The sequence below is a fragment of the Winogradskyella pacifica genome, assembly GCF_003386275.1.
Classification (GTDB): Bacteria; Bacteroidota; Bacteroidia; order Flavobacteriales; family Flavobacteriaceae; genus Winogradskyella; species Winogradskyella pacifica.
Map to the genome: position 1 here is coordinate 30,484 of NZ_QREI01000010.1, position 22,206 is coordinate 52,689.

Annotated in this window: 17 protein-coding genes; 13 read left to right on the forward strand and 4 right to left on the reverse strand. The window is 33.2% G+C overall.

From position 1 onward, the window contains the following. Nucleotides 1-19 precede the first annotated feature (19 nt). The 8 genes from DFQ09_RS19155 (at nucleotide 20) to DFQ09_RS16935 (ending at nucleotide 7,740) form a co-directional block, all read left to right on the forward strand. Nucleotides 20-145 (forward strand): four helix bundle protein, encoded by a 126-nt coding sequence (locus tag DFQ09_RS19155; RefSeq protein ID WP_317124909.1) that lies wholly within the window; start codon nucleotides 20-22, stop codon nucleotides 143-145. A gap of 70 nt (nucleotides 146-215) precedes the next feature. Next, nucleotides 216-350 (forward strand): four helix bundle protein, encoded by a 135-nt coding sequence (locus tag DFQ09_RS19160; protein WP_317124910.1) that lies wholly within the window; start codon nucleotides 216-218, stop codon nucleotides 348-350. A gap of 170 nt (nucleotides 351-520) precedes the next feature. Beyond that, nucleotides 521-2,476 (forward strand): AAA family ATPase, encoded by a 1,956-nt coding sequence (locus tag DFQ09_RS16910; RefSeq protein WP_115812477.1) that lies wholly within the window; start codon nucleotides 521-523, stop codon nucleotides 2,474-2,476. A 75-nt stretch (nucleotides 2,477-2,551) separates the two neighbouring features. Continuing rightward, nucleotides 2,552-3,139 (forward strand): NUDIX domain-containing protein, encoded by a 588-nt coding sequence (locus tag DFQ09_RS16915; RefSeq protein ID WP_115812669.1) that lies wholly within the window; start codon nucleotides 2,552-2,554, stop codon nucleotides 3,137-3,139. Between the two features lie 161 nt (nucleotides 3,140-3,300). After that, on the forward strand, nucleotides 3,301-4,536 hold the full coding sequence (locus DFQ09_RS16920; RefSeq protein ID WP_115812479.1) for a DUF6638 family protein: 1,236 nt from the start codon (nucleotides 3,301-3,303) through the stop codon (nucleotides 4,534-4,536). Between the two features lie 180 nt (nucleotides 4,537-4,716). Then, nucleotides 4,717-5,253: a hypothetical protein gene (locus DFQ09_RS16925; protein ID WP_115812481.1), complete on the forward strand. Its 537-nt coding sequence runs from the start codon at nucleotides 4,717-4,719 to the stop codon at nucleotides 5,251-5,253. Between the two features lie 120 nt (nucleotides 5,254-5,373). Then, nucleotides 5,374-7,071, forward strand: a complete 1,698-nt coding sequence (locus DFQ09_RS16930; RefSeq protein ID WP_115812483.1) for a hypothetical protein — start codon at nucleotides 5,374-5,376, stop codon at nucleotides 7,069-7,071. Between the two features lie 198 nt (nucleotides 7,072-7,269). Further along, nucleotides 7,270-7,740, forward strand: coding sequence for a hypothetical protein (locus tag DFQ09_RS16935; protein WP_147298366.1), 471 nt, complete (start codon nucleotides 7,270-7,272; stop codon nucleotides 7,738-7,740). A 6-nt stretch (nucleotides 7,741-7,746) separates the two neighbouring features. Here the strand turns inward: DFQ09_RS16935 and DFQ09_RS16940 are convergent, their stop codons facing one another. From DFQ09_RS16940 to DFQ09_RS16950, 3 genes are all read right to left on the reverse strand, one after another. Beyond that, nucleotides 7,747-9,096, reverse strand: a complete 1,350-nt coding sequence (locus tag DFQ09_RS16940; protein WP_115812489.1) for a DEAD/DEAH box helicase — start codon at nucleotides 9,094-9,096, stop codon at nucleotides 7,747-7,749. 40 nt (nucleotides 9,097-9,136) lie between these two features. Then, nucleotides 9,137-12,682 carry a TraB/GumN family protein gene (locus DFQ09_RS16945; RefSeq protein ID WP_115812491.1) on the reverse strand — a complete coding sequence of 1,182 codons (3,546 nt, stop codon included), beginning with the start codon at nucleotides 12,680-12,682 and terminating at the stop codon, nucleotides 9,137-9,139. Between the two features lie 109 nt (nucleotides 12,683-12,791). Beyond that, entirely contained in the window at nucleotides 12,792-13,682 is an 891-nt protein-coding gene (locus DFQ09_RS16950) for an aldose 1-epimerase family protein (protein ID WP_115812493.1), read from the reverse strand. A 116-nt stretch (nucleotides 13,683-13,798) separates the two neighbouring features. On the opposite strand from DFQ09_RS16950, the gene DFQ09_RS16955 reads away from it, so the two are divergent. Then, nucleotides 13,799-15,091 (forward strand): anthranilate synthase component I family protein, encoded by a 1,293-nt coding sequence (locus DFQ09_RS16955; protein WP_115812495.1) that lies wholly within the window; start codon nucleotides 13,799-13,801, stop codon nucleotides 15,089-15,091. Nucleotides 15,092-15,308: 217 nt separating this feature from the next. Here DFQ09_RS16955 and DFQ09_RS16960 read toward each other — a convergent pair whose 3' ends face one another. Continuing rightward, nucleotides 15,309-15,998 carry a hypothetical protein gene (locus DFQ09_RS16960; protein WP_115812497.1) on the reverse strand — a complete coding sequence of 230 codons (690 nt, stop codon included), beginning with the start codon at nucleotides 15,996-15,998 and terminating at the stop codon, nucleotides 15,309-15,311. Between the two features lie 183 nt (nucleotides 15,999-16,181). Here DFQ09_RS16960 and tilS point away from each other — a divergent pair, with 183 nt between their 5' ends. From tilS to DFQ09_RS16980, 4 genes are all read left to right on the forward strand, one after another. Then, nucleotides 16,182-17,498: a tRNA lysidine(34) synthetase TilS gene (gene tilS, locus DFQ09_RS16965; RefSeq protein WP_115812499.1), complete on the forward strand. Its 1,317-nt coding sequence runs from the start codon at nucleotides 16,182-16,184 to the stop codon at nucleotides 17,496-17,498. 87 nt (nucleotides 17,499-17,585) lie between these two features. Continuing rightward, nucleotides 17,586-19,208 (forward strand): adenine deaminase, encoded by a 1,623-nt coding sequence (ade, locus tag DFQ09_RS16970; protein WP_115812501.1) that lies wholly within the window; start codon nucleotides 17,586-17,588, stop codon nucleotides 19,206-19,208. Between the two features lie 88 nt (nucleotides 19,209-19,296). Further along, on the forward strand, nucleotides 19,297-21,186 hold the full coding sequence (locus DFQ09_RS16975) for a CocE/NonD family hydrolase (protein ID WP_115812503.1): 1,890 nt from the start codon (nucleotides 19,297-19,299) through the stop codon (nucleotides 21,184-21,186). A gap of 54 nt (nucleotides 21,187-21,240) precedes the next feature. Next, nucleotides 21,241-22,200 (forward strand): YheT family hydrolase, encoded by a 960-nt coding sequence (locus DFQ09_RS16980; protein WP_115812505.1) that lies wholly within the window; start codon nucleotides 21,241-21,243, stop codon nucleotides 22,198-22,200. The last annotated feature ends 6 nt before the right edge of the window (nucleotides 22,201-22,206 follow it).

Sequence of the window (22,206 nt, forward strand, 5' to 3'; positions counted from 1 at the left end):
AGAATCAGTAAATATTAATATGTCTTTTAAAACATTATTGGCTTATCAAAAAGGATTCGATTTAGCAATGGAAATATTTCATTTAGCTAAAGCGTTTCCTAAGTCTGAAATGTTTGGTTTATCGTCGCAAATGATAAGATTCTAATAGGTCGGTTTGTTAAAATGTAGCTGAAGGCTATAGAAAGCGACAGTACAAAAAGCATTTTAAAAGTAAATTGTCTTATGCTGACAGTGAAAATTCTGAAACACAATTATGGTTGGATTTTGCCTTAGCATGTGATTATATTTCAGAAGAAAAGAAAAATGAATTACAATATAAAAGTGAAGACATAGGAAAGCTTATCAATTAGATGATGAAATATCCTGATAAATTCGGATTATAAAATTTTAATAAAATCTGTCAAGTCCAAGTCGTAGGAGTAAGTACTGAGGGCTGAAGACTGAAGACTAAATAAAAAGCAAGAGTAAGCTGCAACAGTAAATACTGAAGACTGCATACTGTAAACTGAAGACTAAAAAAATGGAACACAACTCAACTTTCCCCATAAAACAAAATGAATTAGATATGCTTCGCGATGAAGCAACATCATACTTAAAATCTATTCAATGGGAACAAGGTCAACGCGCTAAAAACAAAGATAACGACGCCAAAGATGAATCTATTTTATTGTATTTGTCTAGAGCCAATAACGGAAGCAATGTCAATGTCACTTCTGTTTCAAAAACCATTTTGGCTTTAAAAAAGCGCTTGTTGCCAGAATCGGTTGCACTTCCTATTTTCTTAAATCAAACGTTGTATGCTGTACAAGAAGGATTGACTTTGGGTATATGGATTAAAGATTCGTACTATGATGCTTCAGGTTTATCGAGTTTAAGTGAAAATAAATCAGCTTTAGATAGTTCTGGACGACGCGAATACGAAAGTAAAATGCACACCGCAACGGCTTTTATGTTGTTTGCTACAGCCTATAAAATTTTACACGATTTAAAACCGCATGCTTCAGACGATTTATCAGTAATGAAGCAGAAGTTTGCTGGTATTCCAGAAGTATCTTTTTTAACACCTTTAAAAGGAATTTCGTGTCAGTTATTTTATTACGACAAATATTTAGGTCATCCCGAAATTATAAAGTCAGATAAAGATGTTATAGATTTTACAGTGGTTTATTTTGAAGCTTTAATTGCAGAAATTCAACTACGTAAAAGCAGTTTAGAATATACAGAAACCGTTTCGGACCGAACGTACAAACTCGAAAACTCAGACTTTGCAGTTTCAGGTTGGGAAAATGTATTTCAAGGAACAGCAAAGAGTGTTGAATTCAATAAAATACAGTTTGAGCAAATTGTAGGTAACAAGGATGCTAAACATTTTGGTCGTCGATTAACTGAACGTTTGTTAAGCTATGATATTGAAGCAAAGAAAAACCCATTTCAAGAATTAGGTGGATTTATGCCGGTTTTTATGGGTTACGGAATTCCAGGAACAGGAAAAAGTATGTTAATTGCTGCCATCGCCACGAGACTAAAAGAACATTCTGATAATTTAGATATTCCATTTTTATTCCACCCAATGCCAGATACGCTGATATCTACATTTCAAGGAGGTTCTGCCGAAAAAATGGTAGAGTGGATGAAGCCTCTGCAAGATCCTACCAAATTAATTTTTGCACCAATTGATGATGCCGAAAATAATTTGCAAGAACGAACAGCTCAAGGAGTTTCAGCAGGTGTAAAAGAAGTGATTGGTGTATTTTTAAGATATACAGAAGGTGCTTATGCTGTGAATTACGGAAACAGTTCAATTGGTTTATTTACCAACCTTCCAGAAATGCTAGATAAAGCGGTGATTTCTCGTGTGCAAGGTCGATTTAAAATTGATGGAGCACGCTCTGAGCACGATTTTGTAGATCAAGATTATATCTGGTGGAAGAAGTTAAAAGATACCATGCCAGATTTTGTAAATATGAATGATCCGGAAGTTTATAAATACTTATCAGATCAGGGTTTAGCAAACAGTATGGGCGAAATTTTGAATGCGGTTGATCACCCTTCAGAAGAACGTGTTCATGATACGTTTAATAAAGTAGAAAAGCTTCACGAAAACAACGACCATATGTTTTATGCAGCTTTGTATAAAGAGATTCAGAAGATATTTCCGTTTTTCTCTTCAAGAGATGTTAGAAACATTCAATCTGCAATTTCATTACGATTAACAGATTTTGATTTAGAACAAGACTGGTTTGAGAATCCTGAGACGTATTTTAAAAAGGATTATGAAACGAAGTTCGACATGCTTCAAGAATTAATGAAATCTAATATGAAAGGTTTAAACTTTTCAGATATAAGACGACAAGAAGTGATTCGCTATTTGGATAACGTAGCAACCATAGCTGATACAGACTTTAAACGAAAAGTAGATGCGAGAGTGAATCAGATGAATATAGATAGTGAAGCAAGAGCGCAGTTTGGGAACTAAATTTAAAAGTGTAAAGTAAAAAGTGTGAAGTCTATGTCATTCCGACAAAGCGAGGCACGAGCGACAATAAATCTTATGAACAACCTAAAAAACATAACTAAAACAACCCTTTCAAAAGAATGGGCAAGATTAGATAGAATCGATTACTATTATCAATTTAAAAATGGGGAATGGAAACGTTTATCACGGGAATGTTATAACCGTGGAAATGGTGCCGCGATATTACTATACAATGTAGAAAAACAAACGGTTATTCTTACTAAACAGTTCCGTATGCCAGCTTATGAGAATAATAGTAGTGAAGGTATGTCAATTGAAGCCTGTGCAGGAGCAATTGACAATAATGATAAGCCTTTAGAAACCATAATTAGGGAAACAGAAGAAGAGGTAGGTTATAAAATAAGTGATGCTAAACAAGTTTTAACAGCATATACATCACCTGGAGCTTTAACAGAAAAAATGTTCTTATTTATTGCAGAATATGATGAGAACATGAAAGTTAGTAAAGGTGGGGGATTAGAAAGTGAAGATGAAGACATTGAAATTCTTGAAATTCCGTTTTCAGAGGCTTTAGAAATGATTAAAAAAGAAGAGATTATTGATGCAAAAACGATTATGTTATTGCAATATGCTCAGATTAATAAAATTCTAATTCCTGAGTAGAAAGGAATGGAATGAAATAAAAAAAGAAGGTTAAATAAAACCAATGGTGTTTAGTAGGAAATAGTTTTAAAACCTATTAATAATTTTTTGAGAGATTTAATTATAAATAATGAGATTACCGCTGAAGTTTATCTTGAGCGAAGCCGAAAGACAGCAACAAGATGCAGAAACTAAAACAAGCCAATTTATACCGAAGCGAACTTATTCCCATTAGCGGAAAATTAGTAGAACGGTACAACAAATGCTTAAAGACTTTAGGCTTTACAGAAACAAAACTAACATCATTTTTTATTGATGGAGTAGGCTGGAGTCCTGAGGTTGCTGAAGAAAAAAGTAACATGCACTATCTTAATCATGGTGATGCAAATCCGCATGGGATTATAATTTCACCATTACAAAAAGGGAAACCGGTGTATTTGCCTTTTCATTCTTTTGATAAGGAAATGATGCAACATGTTTTTAGAACGCATGGTCAAAAAATTAATGATATTACTAGAGATTCTGCTATTTGCTTAGATTTTGATCAGAATATCGATGTCTTTTATGAGCCTTTAGATGTGTTGAAATATGATAAAATCAATATCACATTCAAGCTTATAGATAACTTAGAACAGGTTCAAAAAGATCAGTTACATCTCGTTGATAAATTTAAAAATGGTAATAACTTTATAGATGAAGGCATTCATCAACAATTACTAGATTCTGCAACTACTTATGGGGACTTAAGAGAAAGAGATTTAAGCTTACATCCGTTACAATTTAGAACAGATTCGTTTTACACAAGAGCTTTTGATGGAGTGTATTTACTTCGCGACTTTATAAAACCGATAGTCGTTTTTGAAAGTAAAGAACAGTATAAGGAAGCGATAAAAGATACCATTCACGATGTGCTGATTTATCATATTGAGCAACCAGAATTAGTAGATAAGTTAAAGGATCATTTAATAATTGAATGTGATTTGGAGACGTTAGTAAAAGCACCAAATTACGATCGCGTTAAGAAGTTTGAATTAGCTCAGTTTTTAAAAGAGACTGAACATCCTATTAAGGATATTTTAAATGATAATGTATTATTTAAAAGTTACTTAAACAAAATAGACATCAATGCCAGAAAGCAAGTGATGAGTGTCGAAATATATCTCGAAAAATTAGAACGAAGTAATGCTTATAAAATTGAAGATATTGTAGATCAGGCCTTTTATTTTGCTTTGCATCAGCCACATTCATCGCTGTCTTCTGAGCATCGCGATTTAATTCATAAGTTACTCATTAACATTGCTCCAATGGATGTGTTATTCTTGTATTGGTATGACAAAGAGCAGTTTTATATAAATTATTTGACTTGGGATGATTCTTTTAAGGATTGGGTAATTGAAAGAATCCGTAACAATATTTAATAATTTTAGACTAATTTAGTAGAGCAATTTTTTTACTCGCAAAGACGCAAAGACGCAAAGACGCAAAGACGCAAAGACGCAAAGGCGCAAAGAAAATATTAATTCAAGTTGTCAGCAAACTTCTAGCTTCAAGCTTCGTGCTTCAATCTTAACTGCTTCCAACTTCTAACTTTTACAACCATGGGAATAGAACTAGTAATTTTTATAGCCGCCATTTTATTCGGAATCTTTCTGTATTGGAGAGAGTCTAATAGCAATGCGACATATCGCTTTTTAAATAAAATAGTGAATAGCAAAGAGCTACAAATGAGTCCGGATAATCCAAAAGGATTTGTTTACCAACAATCACTTTTACCACGTATTATTTTTGTGGTTAGTTTGGTTTTGGTATCCGCGTTAATCGTAGAGTTCTTAACTCCAATTGCTGTTTTTAGTAGTTATAACGGCGTTTCTGCATTTGCATCTTTTGCCGTTGGAACACTTTTAGGAACCTATATCGCTGGTTTTGTAATTAAATCGTCTGAAGTTATTGAGGAACAAAGTGAATCCTTAGAAGACAAGTTTGATGATGTCGTTGAAAAAGGGAAAGATTTTATAGAGGATCTAAGAACCAGAGAGCCAAAAGTGGTTGAGGAAGCAAAGAAAGAAATTAAAACAGAACCTGAAGTAGAAAAGCCAAGTGCACGTGACCGTTTAAAAGATAAGGGATTAATGTAATCCTAAATGTCATACTGAGCGCAGTCGAAGTATCTCATTAACATTAAAATATTTATAAAAATAACGAACAGATTGCCACAGTTGACACAAACGTCAACTTCGCAATGATAAACAATTACTATGATAAAATCATATTGGAATAAAGGCGGCAAACAAAAACGAATCACTGTTTTAGTAGTAGTGCTATTATTAGTGTTATTATTCTTTTTTAGAGATGATTATCAACCTGTTTTATTATTTCTAAGAAAGTATATTTTCATCATATTGGTAAGTGTAATACTTCTATTTTTAGGTTTACGTAAATTCAGAAAATCAGCAAAAGTAGGCAGTCGATTAGGTGTTTTAGCCTTGCTTATTGTCTTTTTTGGTGTATTATATGTTGTTGGTTGGCATTATCAAATGTATGATTATATGAAAACGTACAATGTTTTCAAGAGTATAGATAAAGTTGAAATAAACGAATTACCACTAACCCAAAATGAACGTATTCAGCCTTTACGTAACGTTTTTTCTATGGCTAACGAAAGTGTTGGTGAAACTAAAGACGTGTCCTTACCGCATTTAGTAAGAGTAGATGGTCAGAATAAGTGGACTATGGCTATTCAGCCGAGTGAAAAGTACGTTATGCAACGTATTAGCGATAATACGGAAGAAGTGTTTTCGGTAAGTAGTACCACACCATTTCCTAGATTTTCTAATGAGAATCGTATTGATGTGACGTTTTCAATTGGTGAATCTTTAAAATTTAGTAGAAACACCTACAATGCCGTAGTGCAGCGCTTTAATCCTTGGATGCTGTTTAATCATGAGCCTAGTGATACGTTTTATATGAAAAATGATAATGGCGAATGGGTGCAGGTGGTGAGTTTAATTAAATGGAAAGGTTTCTTTTTTCCTTACCCAAGTTTTGGAGGTGTGATGATTATTGAAAACGGAGAACATGATTTTAACGATTATATGGAGCGTATTTTAATTGGAAAAGGAACGTATGTAAGTCCAGAAGAGATTAAAAATTACCCGTTCTTAATGAAGCAAAATACATTATCTGAAAAGGTGTCTCAACTTGAAGCCGAATCGTTAAAGTTCTTAGGTGGTTTTAGTGATCCTTTACCTTGGAATATGGAAACGGCCGTTAAGATACCGTTGATGCCAAAAGATCAGAATCAACAACCTTATGTTACTGATTTTAATTTTTCAGATTCAAATTCAGATGCTTATAGTGGTTTATACCATTGGTTTGGGTTAGAACCCGTGGGTAATGAGCGTACTAGTTTAAGTTATAGTGTGTTTGTACCTGCTGACGGAACAGATAAACTCTATTATTACGACCATGCGACTAAAAAACAAGGGTATGCTGGTGTTTCTGCAATGCCATTAAAAGTAAAAGAATCTCGTAAGGAATATGATTGGACCGCCAGCACTCCTGTAGAATTTAGACCTTATATTAAAGACATCGCGGGTAGAAAGCGTATGTTTTTCTTAGGAACCATATCATCAATAAGTTCTACAGATGCACAACAGTTTGACGGTTCTGCAACACCAGATTTAGTGTTAATTGATAGTGAATATCGCGATGTCATTTGGATAGATGTAAAACATCCAAGCACATGGGATGAGGAAGTTTATAAACAACTAAATGAAGCTTGGAGAGCTAGTGAGGGTATCGGTTATTTCTTTAATGAAAAACCAAAGGATGAAGATATTATGGAGCAACAAATGGATTCCTTAATGTCTATTCCGAGGATTGAAAATAATACCGATAAGATTAATACTTTACAGCGTCAGCTAGATTCTTTGAAGGCTGTTGGTGGACAGTAACATTTTAAAGTTATAAAATATTTTCAGACCTGTTAGATTTTAAAAACCTGACAGGTCTTTTTTATAAATGATATTTCAATTTGATAAATAATTATTTTACTCAAATGACTTATTTAACATTCTGTTATTATTTCATAATCTATTAAAATACTGTAACAAAACCTTCAAATTTAAGACCTATAATATAAAGGTAATGTTATGGGATACATGGGTTTGGGTTTGCAGAAATGGATTTATGGGATGCGTCCTCGTAAGCCATTTTCTATGCAACGAAAGGGCTCATTTACTGCGGTTCCAACCTATAGTAGGGAATTTAAGCTTCAATACTCAAATAATAAAGGAAGTTATAATTTTGGAATAATATTGTTCCTTGTTATGGTGTTGGTTATTACGTTATGTATTCCAAGTTGGTTAGACCATTCTAGGTTGCAACATAAGCAAGAATTGGCTTGGGCTATAAAGAAAGACAACGATGCTTTTAATTTTTTAATAAAATCAGGAAAGCAGCGTGTAAGTAAAGGCCGAATTTTAGGAGCATACTCTGAATTTAAACTCGCATATGCAATTAAGCCTAAAGATAAAGAGTTAAATCAATTGCTTTTAGAAACTCTAATAATTCTTTGTTTAGATTACAATAAATATTGTGATGATTTAATAAAACTAGAGTAGAAGCGTTTATTTCTTATTCCGCTGATTATAATTTTTATCACCTCTCGTTTTTGGCTTCTTATATTTTGCGGCAATTTTAAATTTGTAAGAACCACCTAAATTTTCTTTAGAGTTCTTTTCAGATTTTTCATGAAACGCTGGTCCAGGAGCATCTTCATCACGACGTTTAATTGGGTTGTTTCGCTCACGAATTTGCGGACGCTCTTCTTCGATTAATTCTGTTGAAATCGTAACGTCTTCGGGAATCTCAAGGGTTTCAATTTTCATCTGCATTAATTCTTCAATGCGTTCTAAGCCTTCTTGTTCGCTTTCAGTAGAAAATAAAATAGTATGTCCTTCTTTTTCAGCACGACCAGTTCTACCAATTCTGTGCATGTAGTTTTCAGGATAATCGGGGGTATCAAAATTAATAACATGAGAAACACCTTCAATATCTAAACCTCTTGCCATAACGTCTGTTGCTACTAACAAGCGATTTTCACCTTCTCTAAATTGCTCTATACTACGCAACCTGTAATTTTGCGTTTTATTAGAGTGAATAACACACGTTTCAGCAGGAAACAATTCTTCCAATTGATCAAAAAGACGATCTGCCATTTTCTTATAAGCCACAAAAATTAAGACTCTTGAGAATTGGTCTTTATCACGAAGCAAATGTTCTAACAGATTAACTTTAGTATAAAAATTAGGAACATTAAAACGTTCTTGTTTTATGTTTTCTAAAGGAGTACCAGAAACTGCGATTGATATTTTTGTTGGACTTTTAAAAAAGTCAGTAATTAAATCATCAACATCTTTAGTCATCGTAGCCGAATACATAATGTTTTGACGACGCGGAGGTAAAATATCGAAAATATTAAGTAGTTGATGTCTAAAACCTAAGTCTAACATTACATCAACTTCATCAATTACTAATTTTTGAATGGACTTTAGCTGTAAAACACGGCTCACAGCTAAATCATACAGTCGACCAGGAGTAGCAACAATGATGTCTTGACCTTGTGCAACAGCTTGTTTCTGTGTATTTATATTAGTACCACCGTAAACACCTAAAACACGATTGTTAATGTATTTAGAGAATTTTTCAATTTCACTAACAACTTGAACCACTAATTCACGTGTTGGTACTAAAATCAAAACTCTCGGATTTTCTTGTTGCGAAAATTTCAAATTTCTTAATATAGGCAACATATAGGCAAGGGTTTTACCAGTACCAGTTTGTGCAATACCAACGACATCTTTACCGGCAGCTACTACATTAAAAGATTCCGCCTGTATTGGAGTAGGAGTGTCAAATCCTAAATCGTCTAAAGCGTTGTATAAAGGTGTATTTAAATTAAGGTCGTTAAAAGTCACGTTTCTGTTTTAAGGTGCAAAGATAGTTGTTAATAGATAACTATTTAGAGAACTCTAAAAAATCTGTAATTAGAGACTCTATTTTAGTCATCCATTCATCATCATATTCATCCCAATAGCTTGAGGAATCAAACATTTTCAATTTTGATTCTTGAGATATTTTCTCAATAGGACCAACGATACCAATATATGAAACGGTTTCACTTGGTTCCTCTTGTATATAGTTAAATTTAACCGCATAAAACGTAGTATTATCTCTATTAATTTTTTTCAAAAATGCGATTTCATCCGGATAACCACCATCTTCACCTGCATAATTGTAAAAGGATAGCTCGGCAAACTCCTTTTCTTTAAGGAATTTTTGATCTATATTCTTTAGCTTGTTGATTTTATGAAAAGCGTCCATGATTTCAAACCTATAATATTTATCGTCTAAATATTTATTTAATAGTTCATCTGAAATAGAGTACTCATTAAAAATTCTAGCAGTAATCGCTAATAATCGTAACCATTTGTCATCATCTCTATTTAAAAGGATTGATGTAACGGTATTACTAATGCTGTCATCATATTTTACAGTATTTAGACTTTGTAAGTAAGCTACCATTAAATTATAATAGGTGTAATCATAATCCTCGTCGTAATCATCTTCAGGTGGAGTTAGATTAAAAAACACTTCAGCGTCTATAATTAAATAATCTAGAATCTTATTATAACTTGATTCTACAATGTTATTTGTTTCTAATTCGGAATTATATATGTCATTAGATAAATAGATAATGTCATTTCTATATTGCGTTACAGACATAAGCGATATTAGTTTATCATAATTTTCTATGGCATAGCTTAATGAGTCGTTAAAAGGTTGAAATAAACTATAGTCATATGAATCTTCTTTAGTCGGTGGATTTGAAAACAATAAAGTATTGTAAAGCGGCAAGGATTTTTCTGATTTAATAGCTGGTATAGCAATGAGTATAGCTGTTTTTAATACATCGGAAGTGCTAGATGTATTGTAAAATGATTCTAGAATATCTAAAGAGGATTCATCATTAATTAGACTGAACTCATATATAATATTAGATTTTATAACATCATCAGTTTCCTCTGAAAAAGAATAATTCAATGCGTCACTTAAAATAGGTAAATCATCTTTGTCAAATTCATAATAATCAAATGCTTTTAAAGCTGCGTTATAGACGATTGTATCCTTAGATTTTAAATCTTCAATAATATACTTTGCTTTAGATTCGTAGATGTCAATATCTGAAGTTACAGGTTGCACACTTATGGAAGTGAACACTTTATCTATAATACCATTATCTAACTCCTCGTCTGTAACAATGGCTTTAGAAATATGTAGCCTGTAATTATCATACCAAAATTGATTAACAACTTGGCGATTTGCGTTTTTAAACAATTTATTTCTAACGGAAAACTGAATTAAAGAATCACCGTTTCTAACTATAATTTTTTCACTAATGATGCTATCGTTGTACTCCGTTAAGGCATTTTTGTAGTCTTCGAGGAGTTTTTTATAACTACTAATTCTAAAATATTTACCAATATTATTATAACCATATTGGTAAATGCCTCCGGAATTTGGATTTAGTGAGGTGTAATCGTAAGAATCTAGAACATTAGAATCCGTATAATCCAATGTGTCAATGACTTCTTTTACATTTTCAAACAGTTTTATTTTGAAATCTTTATTAGGGGATTCATACTCGGTAAGATCAATATCTTCATAAGGCAGTAAAGTGAAACTATTAAAAAATTCGTCGTTAACGTTTACTTTTTCTGTTTCATTAAGTTTTTGTTTAAGTAAAAGGTAGGTTCTATTGCCTCTAAAATAAACACGTACAATAGAATGGAATTTATTATTAATATTTATTTCGTATTCACGCCCTTCAATATCATTCAAGTAAATGATTTTTGGTTCTGATAGTAATGTAGCACTTTGAGTTAGACTGTTTTCTGTTTCTTTAAAAGCTACTTCTGGGTTTTGGAGAAAATAGCCCAAAGGTTGGTCGTTATAGCGAATTAAATAATTGTTTGAATTATCAGTGTCAGTGGCGATAAAAAGGTTAAGGAAATAAGGATCACCTTCTGAATCAATAGGATTAGCATGTTCTCTAGAGACATCTTTAGCGTCAACAGGTATTTGAATTGAAAAAGCTCCCTTCTTACTTTTAAATTCTCGCCAGCCTTTAGTTTCTGGTTTTAATTCTACTCCTTCAACGGCAATTGAATTAAAGTAACGCTTAATATAATTTTCATCGATTTGATCTTGTGAAGTTTCAGCTGAGAAATAGTAGAAATGGTTATTTTTTATGATAAATCTTGCTTTTATCATATGGCCATCAGGTAATTCAGCGGTAATATCAGAGCCAAACTGATCTGGATCCGTTAGTTTTTCCTGTTTAATAACGATTCCTTCTCTTTTTTCGATAATATTAGAAATCATAGTTTCTAATAAGGTGTCTATCTGAGATTGTGCTAAAGTATAGCCTGCACTAAATCCCATAAAAAGGTAGCTCGTTTCAGTGGGCATATCTCCATAACCATAAATTGTAAACTTATCGTAATCTTGCTTAATGTTAGGAGCTTGTGGTAGTTCTAGTTGAAACCCTAAATCATTATCTGTATAGTTATACCAAAAACTTTTTGAAGAATCGACTTTATACGTGTCGGCCACTCCTGTAAATTTAGCCTCAACAACACTGACTTTATAACCTTCTTTTTGTAGCAATTCTATAACATTTCCTTTTCCTACTAAATGAGCTGCTCCAACACCTGCAAATAGACTTCCTTTTTTCATGATTTCGATAATGCTAGCACTCATCACCTTATTTCTAGAAATCATAGTCGCATCATTAATGTCATACTGATTAACAAAATCTGCGATTTTATCTAAATCACCACTAGCATAAACCTTTGTCATTATTTCCTTGGTTCTAGTAATGCTATCTACATCAACACTTAAATGGCTTAGAATTTGTTCTGTTTTCTCTTCATCGGAAAGGTTGTCAAAATAATTCATTTGATCTTTTACATTTTCCAATCCGGTAATTGTTTTATTCATGGTGCGCGCCTGACCTAAAAGATAAAAATCTACAAAGGTAGATTTGTCATCTTCTTTATCAATATCTGGGATTAGCATACTAACCACACGATCTGGACTCATAATTTCAGAGTCGATTAAAGAGTATTTGTTAATCTCTTCAAACCGTTCTAAAAGACGTTTATAGTCGTCAGGGTTTAATAAATTTTTATAAAATGTGTTCGCCGTGATGTCATATTCCTTATTGATAATTGCAGTCATTAATGAGTCTGCATTAACTTCTAAAGCAAAATATTCTGTGTTTTCAATAGCAGGCATCACGGCATCACTAAAGTTAAAAACTCTAGCATCATCAATATGCATGGTTCCAAATATGTAAGAAGGAACATCTGTGTTGCCACCTTCAATTTTCCATAACAAACTATATCTATCGTTGTTTTGAGCAAATGCAAATTGCGATAAAAACGATAGAATTATAAAAAGACGAAATAGGTGATTGTTTTTTAAGATTTGGTAGCTCATAGGATGGTGTTAACTTTTTGTTAAAGCAAATTAATATACTATTTTAAATAATAGGGCATTTTGCTTCAATAAAATTAAAACAACAATCTAGATTTTTAATCTAAACAACTTACTGTAAGTGATTTTTGTTTATTTCAATACTGTAGCTCGCATTAAATTTTGAACCAGCCTCCAATGTTATAATCCCTTCCTTAGTTTCAATGTTTTGATCTGTAGTTTCATTATCAGCAAAACCCAACCAAGGCTCAATACAAACATAAGGTGCGTTTGGTTTTGCCCAAATGCCTAAGTGTTTAAAATCTTCAAAATTCAGAGTCAAAACGTTCCCTTTGGTTTTGTGCTTTAAGCTTACTATTCTCGATTTTAAATCTTTAAAAATTAAAGCGTCTTCGTTAAATAGATCTGGTTTTAGGTTTATGTTGGTGCCTTCCGTAAATGCGGGTTTGGTTTTATCAGAAATTAATCCCGTATTCATGTTTAATAGGTGAGACTGACTGTTTTCAGATTGCTCAAATTCTAAAAAGTAATCGGTATAGTTTTCATCCTTCGAAAGCGGACAATTAAAAGCAGGGTGACCTCCTAAAGAAAAATAAAGTGCTTTGTCGTCTAAATTGGTAACCGAATGTTTAATGATTAGGGTGTTTTTTGAAAGTGTATAAGTGATTTCAAATTCAAACAAGAAAGGATAATAAGTATATAATTCTTCATTTGAAACTAATGAAAACGTAATACTAGAATTGCTCTGATGTTTAATAGTGAAATTATCGTTATGTCTTGCAAAACCATGCTTTGGCATAGGATACGTTTTGTTGTTGTAGATGTATGTATCATCTTTCATGCAACCGATAATAGGGAATAGGTTTGGCGCGTGACTTCCCCAAAACTCAGGATTAGCTTGCCACATAAATTCGGTGTTATGCTTTGCTGAAGTGATGTTACATAACTCGGCACCTTTAGGTTTTATATTAACCTCTAAGAGATCATTTTTTAAACTATACATTGATTTTATTTTTTTTTGAAATATACAATTCTTATAGAACCCATGAAATTGCTTTGGATTCAAATTTATTTCCTACCAAATTTTAATTTAGGTAAATTGCAGCAATTATATTTCTATTGAGAACAACACACATCCATCAACTTAAAAACAGCGCGACCTTTAAGCAAAATTTATTGCTTTGGAGTCAGCAATTTGACGATATCGTTTGGTTAGATTCTAATAACCACAAGGACCAATATAGTAGTTACGATGCTGTGTTGGCAGTCGATGCGTTTACAACAATACGTACCGATTATTTTGATGCGTTTGAGCGTTTAAAGGAATATCAGACATTAACCAACGATTGGATTTTTGGATACCTCACCTACGATTTAAAAAACACAACGGAGCACCTAAAATCGAAAAATTATGATGGTTTAAATTTTCCTGATTTGTATTTCTTTCAGCCGAAGAAACTATTTTTAATTAAAGATAATCAAGTTGAAATTCAGTATTTAAAAATGGTTGATGATGAGATTGAGGATGATTTATTAGAAATCGAAAAATCGAAAAATCTAACCACAGAAAAATCGAACCATCCCATCAAAATAAAACTAAGAATCCACAAAGACTCTTATTTTGAAAAAGCAACTAAAATACTGGCTCATATTCAACGCGGTGATATTTACGAAGCTAATTTTTGTCAAGAGTTTTATGCAGAAGACAGCGAAATAAATCCGGTTGTGACCTTTAATAAGCTGAATGCTATTTCAAAGCCACCTTTTGCGAGTTTCTTAAAGTTTGAAGATAAATATATGATGTCTGCATCGCCAGAGCGTTATATTAAAAAAAATGGAACAACCATTATTTCGCAACCCATTAAAGGGACGGCGAAGCGTTCAGGCGATAAGAAGGAAGACTTAAAACTCGCAGAAGACTTATCTCAAGACCCAAAAGAACGTAGTGAAAATATTATGATTGTCGATTTGGTTCGTAATGATTTATCGCACACCGCTATAAAAGGTAGTGTAGAGGTGAAGGAGCTTTGTAAAGTGCATTCGTTTTTGCAAGTGCATCAAATGATTTCAACAGTGCAATCTAAAGTAGAACCAGAAACTAATGCTGTAGACATCATAAAATCTACATTCCCGATGGGAAGCATGACAGGTGTTCCAAAAATTTCAGCCATGAAAATTATTGAAAACCTCGAGGAAACAAAACGCGGTTTATATTCTGGTTCAGTGGGTTATTTCACACCAAAAGGAAATTTCGATTTTAACGTCATTATTAGAAGTATCCTTTATAATGAAACCAAAAAATACATTTCTTATTCGGTTGGAGGTGCCATCACAGCAAAAAGTGATCCTCTCAAGGAATATGAAGAATGCTTAATTAAAGCAAAAGCCATGCGCGAATCTTTAGAAGGATAGTTTTTTTAGTTGCAATTGCTATAAGCACTTCGACTGCGCTCAGCGTGACATCTAGTTTCAATTTGTGCTTTTTCTTACAGATTTAAAAATAAAATAAAATATCATTTCATCATCTAGAAAAATCGCTATGCACATCTTCGTGCCTTCTTCGTGCAACTCTGAATAATAGTTTATTTACCCTAACAACTAACAACTAACAACTAACAACTAACAACCATCACTCAATATGCCGTCTAAAAGTGCGTTTAACCTTATCAAAAATAGCCTCAACACGTTTTTGTTCAATCTTTTTAATCTTAGCAATAGATTCAAAATCGAGTTTACCTATAATGTATAAATCCACAATATTAGAGACATTAAACGGTAGCCAGTTGTAAAGTTGTCCAAACACTCTCGGAGACTTAGATATAGATAAATCCTTAATATCAAAGGCTTTTAAAATGGAAGTTTCTTTATCTGAATATAAATGCAACGAATTCTCTTCATCTTGATGGTAAGATATATCGTTCAACTCTGTGTTTAGTATAAAATCAAAATCACCGTCAATCGTATAGTCTTCATTTAATTTAGATAATTCTTTCTTAAGAATGTCATCTGTGCTTATGGTGTTCTTATGAAATGCTTCATTTTTAAATAACACATTCATATAATTATCCACAATTCTAAATAATTCTAATCTTATAGCCATAGCATCGGCATCCACATCAAAACCATCACTGTATAAAACGATGATACTTTCGTCAATGATTCCGTTAGATGAAAACATGTTTTTTGGTAAGATGCCAGTTGTTTCAGCGATATAAATTCTATGTTTTACATAAGGATGTAAATGTGGTAAAGCCGAAAGCACCTTTTTGTCAAAGGCAGTTCGTGCAGATGTTGTTGTAGATTCCTCTGATACGTTCATAACCTAATAATTTTAAATTCCCTTAAAGTTAATTAAAAGGAAATGACTTGTATATGATAATTGTCATTTTAACATCCGTTTAAATATGTAGATTATCATTAAGGCAATATCGCTTTCTGAATCTTCCTACAACAACATTAAAGAGTCGGTTTTAGAAACCATAAATTTCAATACCTTTGAAATGTGCAAAACGATTTTCAAATACATATCCATAAGAATCTTCCATTTTTAAAAGAAGGCAAGTTTATAATTGCTATTTCCGGTGGAATAGATAGCGTGGTATTGGCGCATTTATGTAAGCGTCATAATCTTAATTTTTCGCTAGCCCATTGTAATTTCAACTTAAGAGAAGAGGAAAGCAATAAGGATGAGGACTTTGTCTTAGAATTGGCCGAAGAATTAGATGTCGAAGTTTTTATTCAGAATTTTGATACAGAAGTCTATGCAAAAGAGCATAAACGGTCTATTCAAATGGCTGCGCGTGAGTTGCGTTACGATTGGTTTAAAGAATTAGCAGAACAGTTAAAATTCGATTATATCTTAACAGCGCACCATGCTGACGATAATTTGGAAACTTTCCTTATTAATTTTACAAGAGGAACAGGGTTAAATGGTTTAACCGGAATCCCGATGATTAATGATAATGTTGTAAGGCCTTTGTTGCCGTTTTCAAGAGCGCAAATTGAAGCTTTTGTAAATCAGGAAAGCATTTTGTGGAGAGAAGATGCGAGTAATGCGTCGCGAAAGTATTTAAGAAATAAATTGAGACACGAAGTTGTTCCGATTTTAAAGGAAATCAATCCACAATTATTAGATAGCTTTCAAAACACCATTTCTAATCTTAATGATACGGCAGGTCTCATAGAAGATAACCTCAATAACTTTGCAGAAAGCGCTATTGTGAGTAATGATGCTTACGGAATAACTTATAAAATTTCAGAATTCAAAAAACTTAATAATCCTAAAGCTTATTTGTTTGAATTGTTTAAGGACTATGGTTTTACAGAATGGAATGATATCGTCGATTTATTAGATGCGCAATCTGGTAAGTTGGTGAAATCGAATTCGCATCGTTTAATAAAGCATCGCGAGTTTTTAATATTAACCGATTTTTGTCATTCTGAGCAAAGCGAAGAATCTCTATTGATCAATGAAAATAATATAGAAATAGAAACACCAATAGGTAAGCTTTCTTTTGATACTGTTGAAGGCCTTTTTGAGGTTTCAAAAAACACAATTTACATTGATAAAGACCTCTTAAAATTTCCATTAGAATTAAGATTATGGAAAGAAGGAGATGTGTTTCAACCCTCAGGAATGACCGGTAAAAAGAAGCTGAGTAAATACCTTAAAGATGAAAGACAGTCTTTGGTTGAAAAAGAAAATACGTGGTTATTAACATCCGATAATAAGGTCGTATGGGTCGTCGGTAAACGAGCTGATGAACGATTTAAAGTGACAAACAACACAAAAAATAGACTTAAAGTTGAGATTCAATAAGTTAATGTAAATAATTCATAATTAATTATTTAAGTGGGTTGTGTTTTTGAATTTTAAGTGATTTTATAATAAAATAAAACAGACAATTTGATAATAAAAGGAAACATCGTAGATATTCAGAATCGAAGCATCTACAAAGGGGAAGTGACTATTAAAAATGGTAAAATAGAATCTATCATAGAAAAGGATTGTGAAGAAAATCATTTCATTTTACCAGGTTTTGTAGATGCACATATTCATATTGAAAGCTCAATGTTAGTGCCAAGTGAATTTGCAAAGATTGCAGTAAATCACGGAACCGTTTCTACCGTTTCTGACCCACACGAAATCGCCAATGTACTTGGTGTAAAAGGCGTGGAGTTTATGATTGAAAACGGAAAGAAAACCCCTTTTAAATTCAATTTCGGAGCACCTTCTTGTGTTCCTGCGACGAGTTTTGAATCCGCAGGAGCAGTGATTGATTCTGATGATATTAAAACCTTAATGGCGAATCCTGATATTAAGTATTTAGCCGAAATGATGAATTATCCCGGAGTCATTTATGATGATGCTGAAGTGCTTAAGAAAATCGAATGGGCAAAACACTACAATAAACCAGTTGATGGCCATGCGCCAGGATTGCGAGGTGATGATTTAACAAAATATATTTCTGCAGGGATTTCTACAGATCATGAATGTTTCACCTATGATGAAGGTTTAGAAAAGCTTCAAAAAGGAATGAAGGTTATTATCCGTGAGGGTAGTGCCGCTAAAAACTTTAATGCGCTTATCGATTTATTAGACGAGCATTATGAAAACATGATGTTTTGTAGTGATGATAAGCATCCAGATGATTTACTATTAGGACATATAAACGAAGTTTGTGCAAGAGCTGTTGCTAAAGGTAATGATGTCTTTAAAGTATTACAAGCTGCTTGTGTGAATCCGGTGAAGCACTACAATTTAGATGTAGGATTGCTGAATGTTGGTGATGATGCCGATTGTATTGTTGTCGGCGATTTAAAAGATTTTAAAACGCTTCAAACGTATATTAACGGTGAATTAGTTTATGATAATGGAGTGTCAAACATAAAACATGTCGATTTTCAGAATTTGAATAATTTCAAAACGGATAAAAAGGAAGTTTCAGATTTTAGATTCGAATCAAATTCAAAACAAATTAGAGTTATTGAATGTTTGGATGGAGAGTTAGTAACCAATGAAATTATTGAAGATTCAACGATTGAGGATGGAAATCTAGTATCTAATACAGAAACCGATATTTTAAAAATGGTTGTTGTAAATCGTTATCAAAACGATCAACCTGCAATAGCATTTATTAAAAACTATGGACTAAAAGAAGGAGCAATTGCGAGTTCTGTTGGTCATGACTCTCATAATATCATTGCTGTTGGTGTTTCGGACGAAGCGATTTGTAAAGCTGTGAACTTATTAATAGAAAATGAAGGTGGTATTTGTGCGGTTTCAGATTCAGAAGAAAAAGTAGTAGCACTTCCTGTGGCAGGAATTATGAGTGATAAAAGTGCTGACGTTATAGGAAAGCAATATTCCGAATTAGATAAAATGGCTAAACAATTAGGAAGCAAGCTTCATGCACCTTATATGAGTTTGTCGTTTATGGCCTTATTGGTGATTCCGGCATTAAAATTAAGTGATAAAGGACTTTTTGATGGTGGGAAGTTCGAGTTTACTTCAGTTGAAGTCGCTTAAAACCTAATGCCATCCTGTAAGGTTTCTAAAACCTGATAGGTGTGATATTCAAAATTAACTACCTTAGAACCATTAAAATTCAACCCATATGATATTCCAAAGAATTACGCTTTTCCTATTAATTTTTATAACACTTTCAAGTTGCAAGCCTGCTGAAACATCTTCTGCTAAAGCGATTTCGGAAGTTGCCGTTGAGACGATTTACAATCCACAAGACCATTATACAAAGAAAGAAGTGGTGATAGCAATGCGTGATGGAATTAAGTTGCATACTACTATTTATTCTCCAAAGGATACGTCTAAGACTTATCCGATGCTAATGATGCGTACGCCTTACAGTTGCAGGCCTTATGGTGAGGATGAATTCAAATCTAAAATAGGGCCTAACAAATACCTTATGGAAGAAGGTAATATTATGGTGTATCAAGATGTTCGTGGACGTTGGAATAGTGAAGGGGTTTATGATAATATGCGTGCTTATATTCCTAATAAAACAGGGACTCAAATCGATGAAGCAAGTGATACTTATGATACTATTGAATGGTTAGTAAATAATGTTGAAAATAATAATGGAAATGTTGGAACTTACGGTATTTCATATCCTGGTTTTTATGCCACGTATTCTTTGTTAGATTCCCATCCAGCTTTAAAAGCAGTGTCTCCACAAGCCTGTATTGGTGATTTCTTTTTCGATGATTTTATTCATAATGGTGCGTTTTTATTAAGTTATTGGAGAGCAACAGCTTTATTTGGTGCTATAAAACAAGAGCCAACAACTGAAGCTTGGTATGCATTTCCAGATATGGGAACAGAAGATCAACATCAATTTTTCTTAGACCACATGCCATTAAGTAAACTGAATAAATTCTACGACAGCACTAATGTATTTATGGAGCAAATAAAAACCCATGTTACTTATGATGAGTTTTGGAAGAGCAGAGGGATTATTCAACATTTAAAAAATATTAAACCAGCGACGATGATTGTTGGTGGTTTGTTTGATGCTGAAGATTTATACGGACCATTTAATACGTATAAAAGCATTGAAGAAAATAGCGATAATTATAATACTGTTGTTTTTGGGCCTTGGAGTCACGGAGATTGGGCTAGAAATAGCGAAAGACAAGTTGTTGGGAATATTCATTTTGGAGATAGCATATCAGATCATTTTCAGAAAAATATTGAAACCAAATTCTTTAATCATTTCCTAAAAGGAGAGGCAAATGGACAAACTAATTTGCCTGAAGCACAATTCTTTAATACAGGAACAAAAAAATGGCAGTCTTTTGACGTTTGGCCACCAGAAAATGCAACGAAGGAAAGTTATTACATGCAGCCTTATGAGCGTTTAACACAACAACCTAATAAAATGTATGGAGCGTCAGAATTTATAAGTGATCCTAAAAAACCTGTACCATACACGGAAGATATAAAAGTGGGTTTCACGCCAAGAAAATTCATGACAGACGATCAGCGTTTCGCCTCAAGACGCCCAGATGTGCTCACGTTTGAAACTGAAGTCTTGGAGGATGACGTTACACTTGCTGGAGATATTCTAGCAAAGTTATACGTTTCAACAACAGGAACAGCAGCAGATTGGATTGTAAAAGTAATCGATGTGTTTCCTGCAGATACTGAAAACACGGATGATGTTCAAGATCATTTAAAACTAAGTAATTACCACATGATGGTGCGCAGTGAAGTCCTAAGAGGACGTTTTAGAAACAGCATGTCTAAACCAGAGCCTTTTGTGCCAAACGAAAAGACAAAAGTGAATCTAAAGTTGCAAGATGTGTTTCATACCTTTAAAAAAGGACATAAGATTCAGGTGCAAGTTCAGAGCACGTTCTTTCCTTACATAGATGCGAATCCACAGACGTATGTCGATAACATATTTGAAGCCAAGGAAGCGGATTTTCAAAAGCAAACACATAAAGTGTATAATGACTCTGCAATTGAATTTACAATTTTAAAATAATTTGAAGATGTCACCTTGAGCGCAGTCGAAAGGTCGTTATAAAATAAAAAATTAATGCCAATATTAGAATCAACCTACAAACCACCATTCTGGGCTAAGAAAAGCTTTGTGTCAACCGTTTTTTCTGGGTTAGCCAGAAAAGTTGAAGGAGTAGATCAGACTAGAGAACGTATAACACTTCCAGATGCCGACTTCTTAGATTTAGATTGGAGCTACGCGAAACAAAAATCGAATAAGATCATTATTCTCTTACATGGATTGGAGGGCAATGCGCAACGTCCCTATATAACAGGAGCAGCAAAACACTTTAACAACAATGGTATCGATGCTGTTGCAGTCAATTTTAGAGGTTGTGGAGGTGAGCCTAATCTCTTGTTTCGTAGTTACCATTCTGGCGCCACAGAAGATTTAGATGCTACGGTAAAGCATGTATTGTCCAAAGGGCAATATGATGAAATCTATATCAAAGGTATTAGCCTAGGTGCTAATATGGTTTTGAAATATGTGGGTGAAGGAAGGGAGCTTCCAACGGAACTAAAGTCGGTTATAGCCGTGTCTACGCCTTGTGATTTAAAAGGCTCTTGCGGAGAATTATTAAGTTTGAAAAATAAACATTACGCGATTCGATTTTTAGCGCATTTAAAAGATAAATTGAAACCAAAATTAGAGCAATTCCCTAATAATATATCAGTTGCAGATTTTGATTCAATTAAAACTTTAATAGACTTTGATGATGTCTATACGTCGAAAGCGCATGGTTTTAAGGACGCTTTTGATTATTATGAGAAAGCCAGTTGCTTGCAATTCTTGCCAAATATAAAAGTACCGTCTTTAATAATTAATGCACTTAATGATTCCTTTTTATCTGCAGAATGTTATCCCGTAAAAGAAGCGAAACAGAATTCTAATGTCTTTTTAGAAATGCCTAAATATGGAGGGCATGTTGGATTTATTCAAAAAGGGAAGGCGTATTATAATGAGCAACGTGCTTTAGAATTTGTCAACCAAACCTAGTTTACT

Coding starts and splice junctions, on each gene's coding strand:
- DFQ09_RS16980 (WP_115812505.1), top strand. CDS start 21,241: ATGCCAATATTAGAATCAACCTACAAACCACCATTCTGGGCTAAGAAA.
- DFQ09_RS16960 (WP_115812497.1), bottom strand. CDS start 15,998: ATGAACGTATCAGAGGAATCTACAACAACATCTGCACGAACTGCCTTT.
- DFQ09_RS16910 (WP_115812477.1), top strand. CDS start 521: ATGGAACACAACTCAACTTTCCCCATAAAACAAAATGAATTAGATATG.
- DFQ09_RS16935 (WP_147298366.1), top strand. CDS start 7,270: ATGGGATACATGGGTTTGGGTTTGCAGAAATGGATTTATGGGATGCGT.
- DFQ09_RS16930 (WP_115812483.1), top strand. CDS start 5,374: ATGATAAAATCATATTGGAATAAAGGCGGCAAACAAAAACGAATCACT.
- DFQ09_RS16920 (WP_115812479.1), top strand. CDS start 3,301: ATGCAGAAACTAAAACAAGCCAATTTATACCGAAGCGAACTTATTCCC.
- DFQ09_RS16915 (WP_115812669.1), top strand. CDS start 2,552: ATGAACAACCTAAAAAACATAACTAAAACAACCCTTTCAAAAGAATGG.
- DFQ09_RS16945 (WP_115812491.1), bottom strand. CDS start 12,682: ATGAGCTACCAAATCTTAAAAAACAATCACCTATTTCGTCTTTTTATA.
- DFQ09_RS16925 (WP_115812481.1), top strand. CDS start 4,717: ATGGGAATAGAACTAGTAATTTTTATAGCCGCCATTTTATTCGGAATC.
- DFQ09_RS16950 (WP_115812493.1), bottom strand. CDS start 13,682: ATGTATAGTTTAAAAAATGATCTCTTAGAGGTTAATATAAAACCTAAA.
- DFQ09_RS16975 (WP_115812503.1), top strand. CDS start 19,297: ATGATATTCCAAAGAATTACGCTTTTCCTATTAATTTTTATAACACTT.
- DFQ09_RS19155 (WP_317124909.1), top strand. CDS start 20: ATGTCTTTTAAAACATTATTGGCTTATCAAAAAGGATTCGATTTAGCA.